Source organism: Sphingobacterium sp. UBA6645, from assembly GCF_002455685.1.
Classification (GTDB): domain Bacteria; phylum Bacteroidota; class Bacteroidia; order Sphingobacteriales; family Sphingobacteriaceae; genus Sphingobacterium; species Sphingobacterium hotanense.
Genome location: NZ_DKLH01000024.1, coordinates 1 through 18,077 on the forward strand (window position 1 = coordinate 1; position 18,077 = coordinate 18,077).

Sequence of the window (18,077 nt, forward strand, 5' to 3'; positions counted from 1 at the left end):
CCAATACAAACCCCAATCAAACCCGCTCGTGGGCGGGTTTGATTGGGGTTTGTAAGGACTTAAATATGCTATTGAGCTGAAGTTGTTATAACCTTGCCAAACAACGACTCTAATAAGGTTATCTTAGGATTTCGCTTCTGTAGCAACAGGCTTTTCTTTTCGGAAGATGATAAACAGCAGGGTGATAATCCCTAATAAAATAGGGTAATACAAATACTGCATAATATCTATTGGCGAAAGTAGCGGCAATTGTCGGTCGGAAAGTATCATATTGGCGGCTGCCAGCGCTGCAAGGATTTGGGCACCATAAGGAACTAATCCTTGAATGAAACAGGATATGGTATCTAAAATACTGGCGACGCGTTTTCCGTCCAAGCCGTTTTTATCGGATATTTCTTTAGCGATCGGGCCAACGATTACGATGGTGATGGTATTATTAGCGATTGCCAAATTAACTAAGCTTGTTAAGAAAGCGATACCGAGCTCGGCTCTTTTCTTGGAATCGATTCGCTTGGTTACAGCGTTCAATAAGAATTCTATTCCGCCGTTTAGTCGGATGATGCCTACAACGCCACCGATGATCAGACAAAGGATACTCAATTCGAACATGCCTGCGAAACCATCGTTAATAGATTTCAATATCGTTAGGAAGTCAACAGTATTACTTGCTAACCCGATACCTGCGGCAACAAGAATACCGATTCCTAGCGTGAAAATAACATGGAGTCCTAGCAGCGCAAGGATGAATACAACCAGGTAGGGAACGATTTTGACAACTTCATACTCGCCCACTGGTATCTGCTGTAGATTTTTCACTAGATCTTGTCCTTGGAATGCATAGATGATAAATACCAGAACGGCAACAGGCAGGACCATCTTAAAGTTGACCTTAAATTTATCACGCATTGCTACGCCTTGCGTACGGGTGGCAGCAATAGTGGTATCGGAAATGAAGGAGAGATTATCGCCAAACATGGCTCCTCCTATCACTGCGGCTAAGGCTATTGGCATAATGCCTGAGATATTTTCTTCCAAGCCTACGGCAATGGGTGCCAAAGCGACGATTGTACCGACTGATGTACCCAAGGAGGTTGATATAAAACAAGCGACGAGGAAAAGTCCTGCAATAATAAACTGCGGTGATACATAAGTCAACGCAAAATTAATGGTTGAAGATATCGCTCCCACATTCTTAGATAGCTCTCCGAATGCGCCCGCCAATAAGAATATGAGGATCATAATCAAAATATTCTCATCGCCAGAGCCCTTCGAAAAATGCTTTAATTTTTCGGCGAAAGGCACCTTTGGAAATTGAAAAAACGCAACGAACAGCGCTAAAACGAAGATAACAAGAACGGGCAGCGCATAAAAGTCACCCAATATATACGACCCGGTGAAGTAAACGACAACAAAAAATATTAATGGCAGTAAGGCCCAGAAATTGCCTCCCTTCATACGATTAGTATTGATAAAACGTACAAAAGTACTATAATTATCCTAGAACAGACACTTCAATAAAAAAACTACAAAACAAGTAGGGTATTTTCTATGTTCATTTATAAATAACAATAAATTAAAGACATGTACTTTGTAGAAATATTTCTATAGCTCAAAAAAAAGCGTAACTTTAATGTTAATCACCAATTTGAACGCAATATTAAATAAACATGAAAAGGACACCATTGACGAACCTGTTCCTTTTACTTTTTGTCGCAGTCGTATTACTATTCGCTACGACTTGCTTCGGAATCCATTAAAAGCAGAAAACACAAAGAGGAACAAAGGTTTGTTTCTCTTTGTGTTTTAAAGCTATTCCCATCCTTCGCAGCCTAAAAAATCCCTAGCACTAGGTATTTCCACAGTTTTTCTATATGGCTACCTTACGGCTGATATTTGAAAGAAATCTACCTTTTATGATCTTCCCGAATATCGAAAGAACGCTTCTATTAACCCTAACTATTGAAGAAGATGAAATCGATACTACTCACAGTTTTTCTCCTTTTGGGATTGTCATTTAGCCTTACGGCGCAAGTGGGCGATGAGCAGATTATACGCATCGACAAATTCAACCCAGGAAAATTCCCGAAGAATGCTAGCGTACGATATAAATCAACCTTTAAAGTAGAAATAGTAAATATCAATCCCTTTTTAGCGAAGGGCGAAGCTACTTACGTTCCTACGACTTACGAATTTGAGATTGGCTTCCAACAGATACTAGAATTTCTAAAACCGCTCCTACCCACCGTGAGCAGCGCAATGATTACATCGACCGATACGAATGAAAACGTTGTGACACCGATCGCGGTAATAGACAACGAATTTCCCGATAATTTTTTCCGGTTCGAAGCGGCAGCCGAGAAAGTCAAAGAGACCGCAACGCTCCGCAAGGAACTAGAGGCATACATTAATAAGGAACCGTTTATAGCCGACGTACCACAGTTTAAAAAAGAAATCGAACGCTACGCGAATCTTCTTAGTATCGATGCAATAAAAGAAAACTTCCTCCTACTGCAATCTACTTATGCCCCACTGGTCAATTCTAACAGCGAAACAAAAGATTACTATGGCTCCAATTGGCAAGAGGCAGAGAAGATATATGAAGAGTTATTAAGTGATTCCCATAGGGATAAAATATACAAGGATGGACGCGAAGCTTTTAAGATTCATCAGATTGCTGAGAATTCAAGTTATACTTATGTTGGAGAAAGTCATCAAGCATTGGGTGACGAAATTCTTATTAAACCGGTATTAAAATGCTGCAAAGAGGATACCGTGTTACATAGATTCCCCGAATTTTCCGTTAAGACTACGCATAAATTGCGAGTGAATGTTAGTGCGGGATATTTACTTTCTTTTGTTGCAGATCATGATTATGCTGAACTGCACGAAAACCAAGAGCCTGTTGGTGTCAAACAGTTAGAGAAAGAATTGTTATCCCATTCCATTGGTACGCTAGTACATGCTTTGTATGATTTCGGAACGCCCGTAGAATATGGGCTATCCACTGGTTTGAGTTATAACAACAATAAGAAGATCAACTTTTTCTTGGGTGCATCCGCAGCCTTTTTACAAAAGAATCAATTGGTATTAACGGCAGGCGTTTCTTTCGTCAATGTCAAACGATTGGACACGAGCAATCTCGATGAAAACCTAAGATTCAGCACCTCCGATAAAGAGATAAAATACTTGGAGCGCTATAGACCTGGCCCATTCATTGGGCTGACCTATAATTTAATAAAGAAATAGTTCAATACCCTTAATAATTTACCTACGAAAACAATAAAATAGTAAGAGGCTGCTTCGTAAGAAGCAGCCTCTATCTTTTATATCGTCGATTCTAGTAATAAACATGGAAAACATGCAAGAGCTATCCTACTCTAATGTCTCACATCTAATATCTAAAATCTACTTCCTAGTCTCGCTTCTCCCAGTAATCGGCATTCTTGATTCCAATTTCCTTTGGATCGAAGTCCGGGTTTTCGATTCCTTGCTTCCGCTTTATTTTATAATCCTTCCATACCTTCATGGCAATTTTGCTCATAAGAAGGATCGCTATAATATTAACCCAAGCCATCAGTCCAACTCCAATATCGCCGATCGCCCATGCGGTATCGGCTGTTCTTATCGTTCCATAATAAACAGCTATTAAGAATGCCACTTGGAAAATACGCCCAACGATTGCGCGTACTTTATTGTTCTTTATCAGATAGACGATGTTGGTATCGGCGTAATAGTAATACGCCATAATTGTTGTGAAGGCGAAAAAGAATAAAGCGATGGCGACAAAGCTACCTCCGAATCCCGGGAAATGATGTGAAACGGCGGCCTGCGTAAACCCATTGTAATCTACACCTGGAAGATTTTCTTGCAATAAAGTTGTTGCCTTTCCTGCCGCATCCGTATTCGTTACATTATACATCCCTGTAAATAAAATCATCAGAGCGGTAGCAGTACATACGAAAAGGGTATCTACATAAACGGAGAAAGCCTGAACCAATCCTTGTTGAGCTGGATGGTTTACGTCTGCTGCGGCAGCGGCATGCGGAGCCGTACCTTGTCCTGCTTCATTCGAATAGATACCACGTTTCACTCCCCATGCGATTGCCATACCAATAATTCCGCCGAAAGTGGCATCCAGACTAAACGCACTACTAAATATCAGTCCAAAGACTTCAGGGATCTGTTGATAATTCATTGCAATGATAACAAGCGTCATCAAGATATATCCTCCCGCCATAAAAGGCACTACGAACTCTGCTACAGTGCCCAGACGCTTTACGCCGCCAAAGATGATCAACACCAATAAAACGACAACAGCAATACCTGTATAAGAAGTTGGGATCGCGAATGCATTGTTTACCGAAGATGCAATCGCATTACTTTGCACACCAGGTAATAAAATCCCTGCACTGATGATGGTCAGTACAGCGAATAATATAGCATACCACTTAACACCTAATCCTTTCTCGATATAATAAGCGGGACCACCGCGGAACTCCGAACCGTCTTTTTGTTTATATACCTGTCCTAGCATGGCTTCCACAAATGCAGAGGCAGAGCCTAGAAACGCAATTACCCACATCCAGAAGATTGCACCTGGTCCGCCGTAAAAGATTGCAGTCGCCACACCAATAATGTTTCCGGTTCCAACGCGCCCTGAGATGGCCAGTGCGAACGCTTGAAACGATGAAATACCCTCATCGCCCTGCTTTTTCGCGAAAAGAAGCCGAAGCATATCTCTTAAATAGGTAATCTGTAGAAAACCCGTACGGATAGAAAAGTAAAGGCCCGTACATAGACATAAATAAATAAAAATATCACTCCATACAAGAGATGAAATACTGGATACAATATGGTCCATTAATTTGGTTTAATTGTTTATTAAAAGTGAAATATGCGTAAAGAAACTACTTTTTTCGCTAATTATAGAAATTTTATTTTGATTTGGTTTTCAAGAAAGGGATATCTGAATATCCGGCGACGAGAAAAAATATTACGCTATAGCTTGGAAAATATCGCTGATAATCACTTTATTTACTTTCAAATTATCACCCATGAGAGCCTTGATAAAATTTGCCGGTTTCGGTTTACTGTTGTTTTTCGTGTCGTCCTGTGCCACAATTAAGAATGCGGAGATCCGAAACTTGTTACAGCACAGCAATTGTAATCAACGAAACGTATATGATTATACGGAGTCAGATATCGCGACCCCGCTTCATCTTCAGCAAATATCACCGGCACTCAGCAAGAAACTCAGCCACAACAGCCTGAACATCGCCAATGCGATAGGACTGATACCGACGCTTGAGCGTTACACGAGCTTAAAATTGAATCAAGGAAATCCCAACACTGAGCAGCGGATTGAACTATTGGAATTAAAACAGGATATAGATCATAAGATCAATCTTTCCTCCTTGGAGATTTCAGCAATATCTTCGGAGATGGATTGCGAAGAAGAACGTACTAGCCAGGTTGCGAATTATCTCTCGGGTATTGCGGACGAGCGCGAGTCGAAGTTGACAATTGCAGCAATTGTGGTTGGTGCCGTCGGGGCGATATTGACCGGTGGAGTTATTAAAAATGAAACTGCTGCCAATGCGACCGGCATCTCGACGGGTATTGCAGAAGCTACCTTCGGTTTTTTGATGTTTTTTGATAAAGCATCGATTGAGTTCCAACATAAACGAAATGCGCTGAAAGACATTTGGTTCGGCAGCAAGACCTCGGCGATCTTCCCTCCCGCTGTTTGGTATTATCTAAATTACGCTAACCCGGATTATAATGTAACTTCCTCTTTCCGCGAACAGATTATCGAAAAGTGGACTCACTTAGGGCAAATCGATAAAGACTCGAGCGATGAGCTTGTTAAATTGTATTTTGGCGAAGGCGGAAAATATTCAAGCGAGCAGCTAAACAACCGAGCTGACATGTATGATCAATTGGAGTCGAATATCAATCTGATGAAACAAGATTTGAAAGCGCTCGCTTTGGAATTGGATAAATTTTAAGATTACTTATTAGCCTTTTCGTTTTTATCTACAACCTCTTTCATCTTGATGTCGTAAACTGCGGGATCATATTTCATGAAGGCGCCAGTCGCCGCGTCAATCCCCCATCCGAATATATTGATTAGGTTTCCGATGGCTGCGAAATTAAAAAAGGTGTTAGGGCGGAACTCAAACGGAACATATCCTTCTTTTTTCAAGGTTACAGTTTGTCCACGGAATCCCTTTCTAAGTTTTACCGGCATAGGCGTGACACCTCGCTCAAAACCATCGACTTCAATCGTAGCGCCCTCCGGATTGGACCTGATCATGACGTTTTGTTTTGTGCCTGTAAATACCGTAGCACAAGAAGTAAAGAATAAGACGCTTCCAAGTAGTAATGAGCGCAATGTATAATTCATCATAAGTTTATATTAAATTAATATTTTTATTCTCTAGTGATCTAATTGTAACCAAAATTATCATTTTAATTGAAATTAACAAGTTGATTATTCAACCCCAATTCCCTAACACAACGCTAAAACGTTATTTATTACATTCCACAGGTATCTTTTCCACAGACTCTTCCCTTGAAAATAACTAAACCAAACAACCTAGTATATTTAATAATAAATTAATATTGGATTAGTTTAGTTTTATTTGTATATTACATTAACCAATTGATTAATAGTTTTCCCTACTACTTAATTAAAAAGCGGTTTTTACGGATTGTATTTTATAGTTAGTTACAAACTTATAGCTTATCATGAAGAACCGATTACTTAAATTATCCGATGCCGAATTATTGAAACTTGGAAGCCATGGCAATGAAATGGCGTTATCGATTATATTCGATAAGTACTTCTTCCAAATTTTCTCCTTTGCAAACCGATTAATAAAGAACAGCGATATAGCGAAAGAAATCGCTATGGATGTTATGCTTAAGATGTGGCAGAAAAGAGACCTTATACGGATTGATGGCGATCAATCCCTCCGCCCCTATATGGTCAAAGCTGCTAAAAATGCAGTTATCAATTTCCATAAAAGCAAAAAGCTTATCACAGAATCTATTTCAAACCCGCAGCTTTCGAGTGCTCTGGCGTATGACGGCACTGCCGATGCAGAGCTAAACCTCAAAGAGTTAGAAAACAGAGTCAGTAGGATTGTCGCGGACCTTCCAGAACAACGGCGACTCGTATTTTGTTTAAGTAGAGAGGACGACATGACCTATGCCGAGATAGCAAAGAAATTGAATATATCCATACATACCGTTCGCAATCAAATAAGCGCTTCAATAGCCTATGTGAAGGGCAAGTTAAACGACTACAGAAATCAATAATTTTTTAGAAACTCTTATCCTAGTCTATAGTATAAAAGACTAGGATAAGAGTATTGTTGCGTTTATTCAAAGTAACTTCCAAACTCGCCTGTAAAATAGAGCTCAGCTTGGTCTACGCTTTTAAACTGTCCGATGACGTTATCCCCAGCGTCATAATAATCAATAGTATATTGTTTATCCGGAAATAGTCCAATTAGTCCAGCAACGGAAGGTTCGATAAACTCAGCATTGGCATGTGGAATACTACCTGCTTCAAACGGAAGTCGTTTTAAGGTATAGACGCCGGCATCGGTTTTCTCAAATGAGAAAGGAAAGGTTCCTAAAAAGATGCTGCTGCCTCGTTGAAAATACAGCTTTAAATCTAAGATATTAGCCTTGGTATTCAACTCAAAGGCCATTACTAATAAATAAAAGCTCCGTTCGCTGAATAGTTTGTTTGTTGCTTCCATCCAAACATCCCGAAATGAAGTAGACCAGCCCGGCAACTCTTCAATAAATATCGGTGAAGGCATAGACAAAATGGGCGACACTTCTTCACCCAACATAATGTGTAATGGGATTACAGGTAAGCTTGCGCCTAATAAATCATAGCGCGATGCTTGGTTCTTCTGCAAATAGAAAGTCTTTTTCTGGGTATCAAAATTTAAATCACTGATAATCTGGCTTCCAATCCGAAGTGGTGTTTTTAAGCGAATTTTTTCAATTCCATAGGCGTAATCCGTAGTACTAAACTTGAGCTGTTTGTTTTCAACATACAATACGCGAATACTACGAGTTTCTGGATCTATAATAAATTGAACCGGAATATTACCTTCTGCGATGAAATAAAAGAATCGTCGACTTTCAAAGAATTCCGATAAGTAGCCAAAGGTATTGCTCAGCATGCCGGTTTCATATTTGCTGACATCCTCCGCCTTCAGACTGATCAATTTAAGCTCATCGCCGAATCTGTTGCCTCTGAGAATTAAGGTATCACCTTTCATACTTTCGAATGCATAGGACGTATCGGCACCGACATTTCTAAATCCTTCTTTATGTAAGATATCATCCAGATAGGTTCCAGCAGAAAAAATAAGGCTTGCATGGGTTGCTTTGCCTTCTAATCGATAGGTCGCAGCCTTCGTATCTTTTGCACTCTTCACCGTTAAGTCCGCTAATGATGAAACTTTCCCATCCTTCGCCAACTGAAAATATAGATTGTAGGTTTTTCCAGCATTTGGATTTAATATTGCTTCCCAATGTGAAGATCCTGCATCTAGCGCTTTCTGAAACTGGGCGAGCATTTCTTCTGAACTCGGGAAGACTTCTTCCACATCATAAGCGGAAGATTTATCCTTAGTACAGGACATTATTGAGAAAGCAACTAGTATAATCTTTATTAACTTTTTCATAATTTTCTAATTTAAGTCGCCAATGAATTTAAATCCTGCTAAGTTCTTATTATCGCCACTGGCTCTAACCTGGGAGGCCGTCAATTCATATTCAAATTCAAACTTCCCTTGATGAAGGCCTTCAATGATTGGCTCAAAGGCATTCTCGAGCACTTCGGCATTTCCATAGAGAGGTTGCTCATAGTTGAGCACAAAATGGTCCCCATCCATGCGGTAGGTGAAAATATAAAGGGCGGAGAAACTATTCAATCCCTGTCGAATAATCTGGTTTACTATCAATAATTGTTCATTGATATCAAAAACTAAATTCATCTGCGGAAATGTAGTGCCGGCAGCTAAGCGAGCCTTCCCTGCCGTCAAAAACGCATTTCTTCGTGTATTAAATTCAGCTCCGCTACCTACAACTGCCTGTTCCATTGGGACGACAATAGACATATATTGCACGCCTAGGATTTTGTTGAGCGGCAGAATAGGCTCGCTTGCAGATTGAATCGGCACGTTCTGTCCTGCATTTATTGCGTGAACACTATTGTCCTCTAAACCGAGGATAAACTTTTCAATATGCAAGTCATCAAATTCAAATGCTTCCTTTAATACGATTTCATTGATTCCGGAAAAGGCGAATCCTAGACTCTTCGTCTCCAATTTGGAATCTTTCAGATAAACGAAAGAAACTTCTTTGGTGATCAGGTTCAATGCCGTGCTGACGCGAACGCCCGACTTGGTGTTGAGAAATGGGAAACGCGCAGTTTGATTATATTTTTCGGCGACAGTTCGTAAATTGTTCAAATTGCCGTTACTGTAGGCTGTTGCTTCCTCCGCATTCGCTTTCACAAGGACAAGTTTACTCTGCGATAAACTGCCGACTAACTCTATGGTATCCGCGCTGACCTTTTTGAAATTGAACTCGAAATCTGCAAACATTCCCCAACCAGGCACCCCGTTCAGTATGGATGGATCTGGATCTGCCAGCAGATGCATGTACGAATAGGTATCGAAATAAAGCGCCGGCGTTGTGACAGCCTTTAATCTAAAAGAACTTTCTTTGGATTCTGTTCCTGTTGTATTATTGATATCTGAATACATGGTTACCCGGTTTTTATCGTTAAACTTTAAATAAAAACCAAAGCCTCGCCCTCTATCGGGGTACAAATGCGCTTTCCAACCATGCTCCGCTGAAACCAATGCTTTTTCAAATGAAACCAAGGCTTCCCCCAGCTTTTTGTCCGGACGTTCGCCTTCAAATTCATTCTTCTTACAGGAGTAAGTTAGAACAAGAAGACTTAAAATTATCCAAGCTATATATTTTTTCATGCTGTTTAATTTTGAAATGATGAATAATGGTTAATCTGCAAGAAAGGCTGCCAATGCTGATTGTGTCTCTCGCTGTAATGCCCTAAAGTCAATTTGATATTGCTTAGTGAAATAATCGACAACCATCGACTCCTTCTTTCTAAGAATCGCTTTGGCTTTTGCCGGAACATTCTCTTTATTGACCACCGAATCAAAGTGAGCTTGTCCGTATACCAATAAAAACGAGACAGTTTCAACAAAATCCTCGTCAGCATTCGCCTTCGCATAAGCGGATATCAGGCCTTGTTGATGCGCAATTTCATCCGTATTATTAAACCATGTCGCTGTATACCATTCCGGATTCAGGGCCTTCCATTCTAACGGATACAACTTTGTTTGATGTAGGATATGAGCAAATTCATGATGCATAGTATGCAGCATACGCTCAACTTGCGGTCTGTCCTTAGGATCAAATTCGTTTAAAAGGAGCAAGACGATCTTCCTGCCGCCTTCAGCTTGACCTAACACGATTGTTCCATCATTGTTCCATTCCGCACTGCCAGCTAGTACGAACTGCTTCGGTGCATATTTCTTGATGAAAGATTCTCCCGCTACTTTGACATAGGGCTTAATCCATATTTCGCGAACGGACGACATAGAGGGTTGAATCTTCTCTTCCCGAATAGGGACGATACTCTTTACATAATTCAACTCGTATGGATCCCAGCGATACTTTACTTCGATGTTGTAAGGATCAAGAAATTCCTTCTTCAACCAATCATCAATTGGACCACTAACCCAGGTATCCCCTCCAAGACCTAGTATTGGAGTGTCCTTTATCTTTTCTTCTTTGCCACAAGCGGCCAAAAGCAACAATAAAAGAGGTATTAAATATTGAGTGATGTTATTTCTTTTCATAATTAGCGAGGATTTAAGGCTAAACCAGAACTTTGTGCTTCCTGCGGAATCTGGAACACGCGCATCGGATCATTAACTCCCAAGATGAGTATCTCATTGTCCGTAGTCCTATGGGTAACCGGTAATTTGTGACGAATAATATCAAACCAGCGTTGTCCTTCAAAAATAAAATCTACGCGTTTGAAATCTAACACACACTGTACGATCGCACGCTTCAAATCTGCCGTTTTGTAAAATTCCAACAGGTTCCGGTCTGTAATACTGTGCAATTCTGGAACATATATCGGAATCGAAGGACTATGTATAATGCGCTTGGACGCGAAATCATTTAAGTCTTGTATGGCATTATCATATTTTGCTAATTCGGCATATGCCTCCGCTCTATTGAACAACACCTCCTCTGCAGTAAACAATGGAATAATATTGTATGGCGTTCCGGTTTCAGCGTTCAACGTCTGGCGAACGAAGTGTTCCCTAAACTTAGGGATATTTAGGCTCGTTTCTCTTCCGTAGATATTATATGCCCAAGAACCGTCAGTGACATTGGACGTCGTGAAAAGCTCATTCATGATATCAGTCGTCAGGCTATAACGATATACGGGATAAAACCTTCCCCAAATAGAAGGGGCTTCTGCCATCAATAAATTCGCTGGATTGTCTGCTCGTTTATATTGAGCTTGTAGCTCATAGTATTGAAATGAACGGTAAGCTTCCGAATTGATAGCACGAAGACTGGATGCTATATCGCCCCCCACGAAGACTTGGTTTGCATGCTCAATAGTCTTCTGATAGTCTTTTTTAAACAAGTAAAAACGCGTAGCAAAAGCATGTGCAGCCGCAACGGTAAAATGATATTTTGGAGCTTTCTTATAAGCGGCATTATCTAATAGCGGCAAGCCTTCTAACAGATCCTTTTCAATCTTATTGTAGGTTTCAGCGACAGTGCTACGTTCATATTTGCCAATGACCACTTTGCCGACCTCTGTTACATAAGGTATTCCGGGATTGGCTGCAGCATTTGTTGCATCGTAGGGTTGTGCAAAGAAATTGACCAACATAAAGTGCGCGTAAGCTCTAGCGACTAAAGCCTCACCCTTGTAGGGTATATATGCAGGATCATCACCCGCCTTTTGAATAGCCTCTAAGGCATGGTTTGCGGCAGCAATAGCGGCATAAGCTGCATTCCAATAATAAGTAGGCGAATCCATATTGATATCCGCGACATCTTCAAATCGATAAGGCGCTGAATTTACGATTTCCACTGTTCCAGCTCCTTTATCGCCTGCATTATCCGACATCCCCTCCGTAAAACTGATATAGTTTGCTTGCGGATATGCTGTCGCCAGAAGTTCAGCGACTTTTTCCACCGAATTAATTTCGGTTCGCATATCAGGATTTACATCTAGGAACTTATTACATGACGGTAAAAGACCTAGGAATAAAATCGCAGATGGGATAATAATCTTATTTATAGTTTTCATAATCGTTTGGTTCTAAATTCCTAGTTTAAGTGATAGCGTAAATTGACGAGGGATAGGCATTGCCACACCGCCAGAGCCAAAGAACTCAGGATCCTGTCCATTCAAATCTTTATCCGAGTAAATCAACCAAAGATTATTTGCGACCAAGCTCAACGACGCTGATTTCAATGTCGATGTTTTGAGTAAATTCTGCGGCAAATTGTATGAGAGCATCACTTGCTTCAAGCGAATAAAGTCACCCTTAGCAACCCGACGGGTGGAATAATTGTAGTTATTATACGGATAAGAACCGATGATATCGGAGTTCTCACGTCGGTCGAGTATGGAAGGTTCCGCGTCATCACCATACATTAGCCATCGATTCAAGAACTCGTCGGGCGTCGCATCCAACTCTGTATATGAGCTTCTGAACGCTGGTCTAAGACGCACAACATTCCCTGTACTGAAGGTCACTAATGCTGTAAGCCGAATATTCTTATATTGGAATCCGTTGAAGAAACCACCGGTTAGCAGTGGATCGATAGAACCTCCATAAACGAGATGTGAAGTATTTAGATCTTGTAAAAAGACCTCTGGAGACTCCTCTCCCTTTTCATTGATGAATTTAGGCATCCCCTGTTTTTGATCAAGTCCTCTATAATCTAATGAAAACAAGCCTCGCTGCGGATACCCCACCATGGCGCCACCGTCTGTATTTACGAGTGACCAAATATTGGGCTCATTACGTAGGTTCGTAATTTTCGCTTTATTATATCCGAAATTAAATTGTGTATCCCATTTCCAATCCGATTTATTCAATAACTTGACACCTAAGGACCTTCAACACCATAGGCTTCCATGTCAGCATAGTTTGCTAACTTCAAAGCTTCCCCATCAATACCGCCGGTCCGAATACGTCCAATCAGATCGTAGCTATCGTGGTCATAATAGTCCATCGTTAGTGTCAGTCTATTATTCCACATGGCCATATCAAACCCGATATTAGCCTTGTACATCTTCTCCCAAGTCAACTCTGAGTTCTCGACATTAGCTATCCCGATAACAGACTCTCTTTCGGTTAAGTAAGGTCTATTGGCTGCTCGATTACGCAATACAACGCTCGAATTAGTAGCAGGTCCGCTACTAGCTGTCAATCCATAACTCGCCCGAAGGGTCGCCGTATTGATAAAGCTTTGCCTTTGGAAAAACTCCTCACCATCGATGTTCCAGGAAGCACTCAGGTTCCAAGTCGGTAACCAACGCGCTGTATTCGTGCGCCCCATTAAGTTGGAACCATCATAGCGAACAGTTCCCGCCACGTTGTATCGATCTTTAAAAGTATACCGAGAATTCAAACCGTAGGCTAGAAAACGCTCCTTACGCTTGGACATTTCAAAATAATTCGCATTCGCTTCAACCATCATTTTCAGAAATTTAGGATCCACATACGGTACACCGCCCTTATCAAATTGATAGCCATATCCGTTGAAAACCTTAAACTTTCTATCAGCAGAACGGAGCTCCATAAATGCATAAGAATTCAGCTTATGATCCTCCGCGAGTTTTACATTGTAATCCAAGGAATTCCGAAGATTGTAACTAACCATATTAACATCGTCTGTATTATAGAATCCTCCGTAAGGGAGAATAACAATAGGTTCAGCTTCCGGATTATCAGGATCACGATAAAGAAACCTGTTCGATTCTCGAATTGTCGCATCCGCATCTGCTCGATATGCATTTGGGATATTCGAGTTTTCGTGGATGTTATGCTCCTGATTGGTAACCGCATATCGATATGCTCCTTCAAAAGAAAACTTAAGGTTGTTTAGAATATTATATCGCAAATCACCCTGCATTTTGAAATCAATAAAATTCAGTTTGATATTATTGTATTCCAATTCATTGAGAATATTGAAGGGTGCGAAATTCCGTCTAAAATACTCGAGGTTTCCCTTTTCATCATAGGCTGTAAGCACCCTGCTGGTATTTAGGGCATAGCTGAAGGGATTAATATCAAAATCACGATCAAAGCTTCCAGTAACCTGGTTACTTGTCCGTCCTAAGGTTCCCGGTGCATTTTGATCACGAATCGATCCCTGCGCGATAATTCCAAAGTTAAGGCGCTTGCTTGGTGTAAAAGTCGCCCGCACATTCCCCGTATAACGTTGTACCGCGTCTGCTTTACTCCAGCCATTATCGTTCAAATAACTTGTAGAGACATACAACTGGCCTTTTTCTGTACCCATAGACACGCTTAATGCATGCTCTTGCATTAGCGAATTATCGAACAACACGTCGAACCAATCCGTATTAGCGTTCGCATAGCGCTCTAGAAAAGCACGTCTACTTGCTGGATCATTCTTCAACCCAAATTGCCCGTTCGACTCGTTATATTGATTGATCAGATCTGCCATCTTAACGAATACACCACCATTGGCAAATCGAGACGTTTGCCCATAATTCAGCCATCCTTTACGTTGCATTTCCGCATACATCGACATCTGATCGTGGGAATTCATAATATTAAACTGACTGTAAGAAGGTTTGAGATAGGTTGAGAAATTTCCAGTATAGGAAACTAAAGGTGTTCCAACCCTACCTTTTTTGGTCGTAATGACGATAACCCCGTTCATTGCACGAGCGCCATATAGAGATGTCGCAGCGGCATCTTTTAATATTTCGAAGCTCTCAATATCGTCAGGATTTAATCCTGCTACAGACGATCCGATTAGGGTCGCCGGGTCGCCCGTTGACAACTGCTCGTTAGAAATATTGACAATATCCTCCAGGATCATCCCATCTACAACCCATAAAGGCTTGTTGTCCCCGCTGATGGAAGTCGCACCCCGAACCCTTATTTTAGGAGCAGCTCCGAATGTCCCCGATACATTCTGAACCGAAACACCTGCAACTTGTCCTTCTAACATCCGGCTGACATCGGCAATACCGTCGCGACGGACATCCTCGGTGTTAATCTTCGTAGAAGCGCCAGTGAATTGTCGCTTACTTACCACCTGATAGCCCGTAACTACAACATCATCAAGAACCGTACTTGTAGCCTTCATATTGACGCTAATAAAATCACGTGCACCAACGGTGATATCCTGTCCTTCGTAGCCTAATAATCGAATCTGAAGAACTGCGCCCGCAGGAACCTGTAGTGTAAACTTCCCCTCGGAATCGGTTGACACCCCCTGTGAAGTGCCTTTGATTATCACTGAAGCTCCCGATAATGGTTTACCGCCCTGATCGCGCACTTCCCCTTTAATGGTTCGTTGGAAGTCTATGGAACCCACGCTATTCGCCTCAGCGCTAGATAGTAGGAATAAAATCAACACGGAAGAAAATGTTGTTATCCATAACGACTTCGCTTTGTTAAAAATTAAAAATAAATCCATATAGTTAAGTAATTAGTCATAAAAAATCTATCAAAACTTAGCGTGTATTTTGGTTAAAGCTTATTTAAAAAAGATCTTTCGAATGGTGCCGCCACGTTCGGCATTTCCTTCTAATGCCCTAAATTGATTGCCAATGTTGTTTATTAATGTTTATGATGAATCTTAATCTTTCAGTCAATTTGTTGGAGGGATCTCCATGTCCATGCTACTTCCTACCATTACGTTCCTCAAAGTGGTTTTCCTTTGCCACCTCCATTAAAAACAAGCCTCTACACTCATCCAACACATCCTCATCGACTCGCTCCTTCGACGCTGCCTCCCAAACCTTATCTAAATACTCATCCAAATGCAGCTTACCCTCTACTGAATTCACATACTCCTCAACGCGCTTCATTTCGGCTTTGGAACAACCATCGGATAAATAATTCTCCAACAAGAATTCTGTAATTCTTTCCGTCATAATTGGTGGTTATAATTTTCAAACGACGCGAAACTTTGAAGGCCGTTCAATATGATAAACAGTATTTTTTAGGCACCGTACTATCCACTTCAAAAAAATATTTTCATCCTATCCAATCGACTTCTAATCAGCACCTAATAATTAGCGACTTGACCGTACACTAATCCAATCGAAAAGCGTATCTTTGCACCATGATTAATGTATCAAATTTATCTCTTCGCTATGGAAAACGTGTTCTATTCGAAGATGTCAACCTAAAGTTTACTCCCGGAAATTGTTACGGTATTATTGGTGCCAATGGTGCTGGTAAATCTACATTCCTAAAAATCATATCAGGAGAAGTAGATCCAAGCACTGGATCAGTTTCCTTTACACCAGGCGAGCGCATGTCAGTTCTTAACCAGAACCACTATGCATTCGATGAATTCCCTGTAATCCAAACTGTCATGATGGGTAATCAGGAACTATTCAAAGTCATGAAAGAAAAGGATGAAATCTATATGAAAGATCCTTTTACTGATGCCGACGGAGAGCGTGCGGGTGAGTTAGAGAGTTTATTTGCTGAAATGGATGGCTGGAACGCAGAAAGCAATGCAGCAACCCTATTGAGCAACTTAGGAATTAAAGAAGATCTTCACTATAAACAAGTCAAAGAATTAGATGGTAATGAAAAAGTTCGCGTGTTATTAGCACAAGCACTTTTCGGTAACCCAGATATCCTGATTCTGGATGAGCCTACCAACGACTTGGATATTAACACCATTGCATGGTTAGAAGATTTCCTTGCGTCTTATGAAGCAATCGTATTGGTCGTATCTCACGACCGTCACTTCCTAGATGCTGTATGTACGCACATTGTGGACATTGACTTCAGCAAGATGTCAATCTACTCTGGTAACTACACCTTCTGGTACGAGTCTTCTCAATTAGCATTGAAACAGCGTGCTGATCAGAACAAGAAAATGGAAGATAAGGTTAAAGAACTTCAGGAGTTTATCCGTCGTTTCTCGGCCAATGCTTCCAAATCTAAGCAAGCAACTTCTCGTAAGAAAGCTTTGGATAAGATCAATATCGATGAGATCAAGCCTTCAAACAGAAAATACCCTGCTATCATGTTCAACATGATGGATAGAGAGCCTGGAGATCAAATCCTGAATGTCGAAGGATTAAGCAAAACCAAAAACGGTGAAGTTTACTTCAAAGACATCACTTTTATGATGAATAAGGGTGATAAGATTGCTGTTCTAGCTGAAAACAACTTAGTGACCTCAGCATTCTACGATATCCTGACAGGGCGTGATCAAGACTATAAAGGTGAATTCAAATGGGGCGTAACAATTACGCCGGCAGATATGCCAATTGATAACGCAGCCTTCTTTGACGGAAAAGATGAGAACCTTGTCGACTGGTTGAGAGATTACACAACGAAACCTGATGCTGATGAGCAATTCATCCGCGGATTCTTAGGTAAGATGTTATTCTCTGGTGAAGAAGTATTGAAGAAGTGCTCAGTACTATCCGGAGGTGAGAAAATGCGTTGTATGTTCTCTCGTATGATGTTACAAGGAGCAAACTTCTTGATCTTCGACGAACCAACCAACCACTTAGACTTGGAATCCATTACCGCCTTAAACAACGGAATGAACGATTTCAAAGGATCGATGCTATTCACATCACGTGACCACGAATTAACACAAACTGTGGCAAACCGCATCATCGAACTTACTCCAAACGGAATCATCGACAAACTCATGTCATACGATGAATACATAAACTCCGACGCTGTAAAAGCACAACGCGAGCAAATGTATAAATAACAAAAAAGGCGATT

General features: G+C 40.9%; 14 protein-coding genes. 4 read left to right on the plus strand and 10 right to left on the minus strand.

Annotated elements, in window-relative coordinates; all coding sequences use genetic code 11:
- Positions 1–123: 123 nt before the first annotated feature.
- Positions 124–1,455, minus strand: coding sequence for a Na+/H+ antiporter NhaC family protein (locus B2400_RS04400; protein ID WP_293931224.1), 1,332 nt, complete (start codon positions 1,453–1,455; stop codon positions 124–126).
- Positions 1,456–1,968: 513 nt separating this feature from the next.
- On the opposite strand from B2400_RS04400, the gene B2400_RS04405 reads away from it, so the two are divergent.
- Positions 1,969–3,246, plus strand: coding sequence for a hypothetical protein (locus B2400_RS04405; protein ID WP_149526442.1), 1,278 nt, complete (start codon positions 1,969–1,971; stop codon positions 3,244–3,246).
- Positions 3,247–3,412: 166 nt separating this feature from the next.
- On the opposite strand, the gene B2400_RS04410 is transcribed toward B2400_RS04405, so the two are convergent.
- On the minus strand, positions 3,413–4,861 hold the full coding sequence (locus tag B2400_RS04410) for an alanine/glycine:cation symporter family protein (protein ID WP_149526443.1): 1,449 nt from the start codon (positions 4,859–4,861) through the stop codon (positions 3,413–3,415).
- A 193-nt stretch (positions 4,862–5,054) separates the two neighbouring features.
- On the opposite strand from B2400_RS04410, the gene B2400_RS04415 reads away from it, so the two are divergent.
- Positions 5,055–6,008, plus strand: coding sequence for a hypothetical protein (locus B2400_RS04415; RefSeq protein ID WP_149526444.1), 954 nt, complete (start codon positions 5,055–5,057; stop codon positions 6,006–6,008).
- Between the two features lie 2 nt (positions 6,009–6,010).
- Here the strand turns inward: B2400_RS04415 and B2400_RS04420 are convergent, their stop codons facing one another.
- Complete coding sequence (locus B2400_RS04420; protein WP_149526445.1) at positions 6,011–6,409, minus strand: PEGA domain-containing protein; 399 nt, start codon at positions 6,407–6,409, stop codon at positions 6,011–6,013.
- 341 nt (positions 6,410–6,750) lie between these two features.
- Here B2400_RS04420 and B2400_RS04425 point away from each other — a divergent pair, with 341 nt between their 5' ends.
- A complete protein-coding gene (locus B2400_RS04425) occupies positions 6,751–7,323 on the plus strand; it encodes an RNA polymerase sigma factor (protein ID WP_293931230.1) in 573 nt (190 codons plus the stop codon).
- Between the two features lie 62 nt (positions 7,324–7,385).
- On the opposite strand, the gene B2400_RS04430 is transcribed toward B2400_RS04425, so the two are convergent.
- The 7 genes from B2400_RS04430 to B2400_RS04460 form a co-directional block, all read right to left on the minus strand.
- Positions 7,386–8,714 carry a DUF4302 domain-containing protein gene (locus tag B2400_RS04430; RefSeq protein ID WP_293931232.1) on the minus strand — a complete coding sequence of 443 codons (1,329 nt, stop codon included), beginning with the start codon at positions 8,712–8,714 and terminating at the stop codon, positions 7,386–7,388.
- 6 nt (positions 8,715–8,720) lie between these two features.
- Positions 8,721–10,028 (minus strand): DUF4302 domain-containing protein, encoded by a 1,308-nt coding sequence (locus B2400_RS04435; RefSeq protein ID WP_293931234.1) that lies wholly within the window; start codon positions 10,026–10,028, stop codon positions 8,721–8,723.
- A 30-nt stretch (positions 10,029–10,058) separates the two neighbouring features.
- Positions 10,059–10,925 carry a zinc-binding metallopeptidase gene (locus B2400_RS04440; RefSeq protein WP_293931237.1) on the minus strand — a complete coding sequence of 289 codons (867 nt, stop codon included), beginning with the start codon at positions 10,923–10,925 and terminating at the stop codon, positions 10,059–10,061.
- A 2-nt stretch (positions 10,926–10,927) separates the two neighbouring features.
- Positions 10,928–12,406 carry a RagB/SusD family nutrient uptake outer membrane protein gene (locus B2400_RS04445; RefSeq protein ID WP_293931240.1) on the minus strand — a complete coding sequence of 493 codons (1,479 nt, stop codon included), beginning with the start codon at positions 12,404–12,406 and terminating at the stop codon, positions 10,928–10,930.
- 12 nt (positions 12,407–12,418) lie between these two features.
- The gene (locus B2400_RS04450) at positions 12,419–13,204 is read right to left on the minus strand and encodes a hypothetical protein (RefSeq protein WP_149526452.1); all 786 of its coding nucleotides are present in this window, start codon (positions 13,202–13,204) and stop codon (positions 12,419–12,421) included.
- Between the two features lie 11 nt (positions 13,205–13,215).
- Positions 13,216–15,786 carry a SusC/RagA family TonB-linked outer membrane protein gene (locus B2400_RS04455; RefSeq protein ID WP_293931243.1) on the minus strand — a complete coding sequence of 857 codons (2,571 nt, stop codon included), beginning with the start codon at positions 15,784–15,786 and terminating at the stop codon, positions 13,216–13,218.
- Positions 15,787–15,991: 205 nt separating this feature from the next.
- Positions 15,992–16,246, minus strand: a complete 255-nt coding sequence (locus B2400_RS04460) for a hypothetical protein (protein WP_149526454.1) — start codon at positions 16,244–16,246, stop codon at positions 15,992–15,994.
- 191 nt (positions 16,247–16,437) lie between these two features.
- On the opposite strand from B2400_RS04460, the gene B2400_RS04465 reads away from it, so the two are divergent.
- Complete coding sequence (locus tag B2400_RS04465; protein WP_149526455.1) at positions 16,438–18,063, plus strand: ABC-F family ATP-binding cassette domain-containing protein; 1,626 nt, start codon at positions 16,438–16,440, stop codon at positions 18,061–18,063.
- Positions 18,064–18,077: the final 14 nt, after the last annotated feature.

Bases quoted from the DNA above. Each gene is read 5' to 3' on its own strand.
- B2400_RS04400 (WP_293931224.1), bottom strand. From the start codon at position 1,455: ATGAAGGGAGGCAATTTCTGGGCCTTACTGCCATTAATATTTTTTGTT.
- B2400_RS04405 (WP_149526442.1), top strand. From the start codon at position 1,969: ATGAAATCGATACTACTCACAGTTTTTCTCCTTTTGGGATTGTCATTT.
- B2400_RS04410 (WP_149526443.1), bottom strand. From the start codon at position 4,861: ATGGACCATATTGTATCCAGTATTTCATCTCTTGTATGGAGTGATATT.
- B2400_RS04415 (WP_149526444.1), top strand. From the start codon at position 5,055: ATGAGAGCCTTGATAAAATTTGCCGGTTTCGGTTTACTGTTGTTTTTC.
- B2400_RS04420 (WP_149526445.1), bottom strand. From the start codon at position 6,409: ATGATGAATTATACATTGCGCTCATTACTACTTGGAAGCGTCTTATTC.
- B2400_RS04425 (WP_293931230.1), top strand. From the start codon at position 6,751: ATGAAGAACCGATTACTTAAATTATCCGATGCCGAATTATTGAAACTT.
- B2400_RS04430 (WP_293931232.1), bottom strand. From the start codon at position 8,714: ATGAAAAAGTTAATAAAGATTATACTAGTTGCTTTCTCAATAATGTCC.
- B2400_RS04435 (WP_293931234.1), bottom strand. From the start codon at position 10,028: ATGAAAAAATATATAGCTTGGATAATTTTAAGTCTTCTTGTTCTAACT.
- B2400_RS04440 (WP_293931237.1), bottom strand. From the start codon at position 10,925: ATGAAAAGAAATAACATCACTCAATATTTAATACCTCTTTTATTGTTG.
- B2400_RS04445 (WP_293931240.1), bottom strand. From the start codon at position 12,406: ATGAAAACTATAAATAAGATTATTATCCCATCTGCGATTTTATTCCTA.
- B2400_RS04455 (WP_293931243.1), bottom strand. From the start codon at position 15,786: ATGGATTTATTTTTAATTTTTAACAAAGCGAAGTCGTTATGGATAACA.
- B2400_RS04460 (WP_149526454.1), bottom strand. From the start codon at position 16,246: ATGACGGAAAGAATTACAGAATTCTTGTTGGAGAATTATTTATCCGAT.
- B2400_RS04465 (WP_149526455.1), top strand. From the start codon at position 16,438: ATGATTAATGTATCAAATTTATCTCTTCGCTATGGAAAACGTGTTCTA.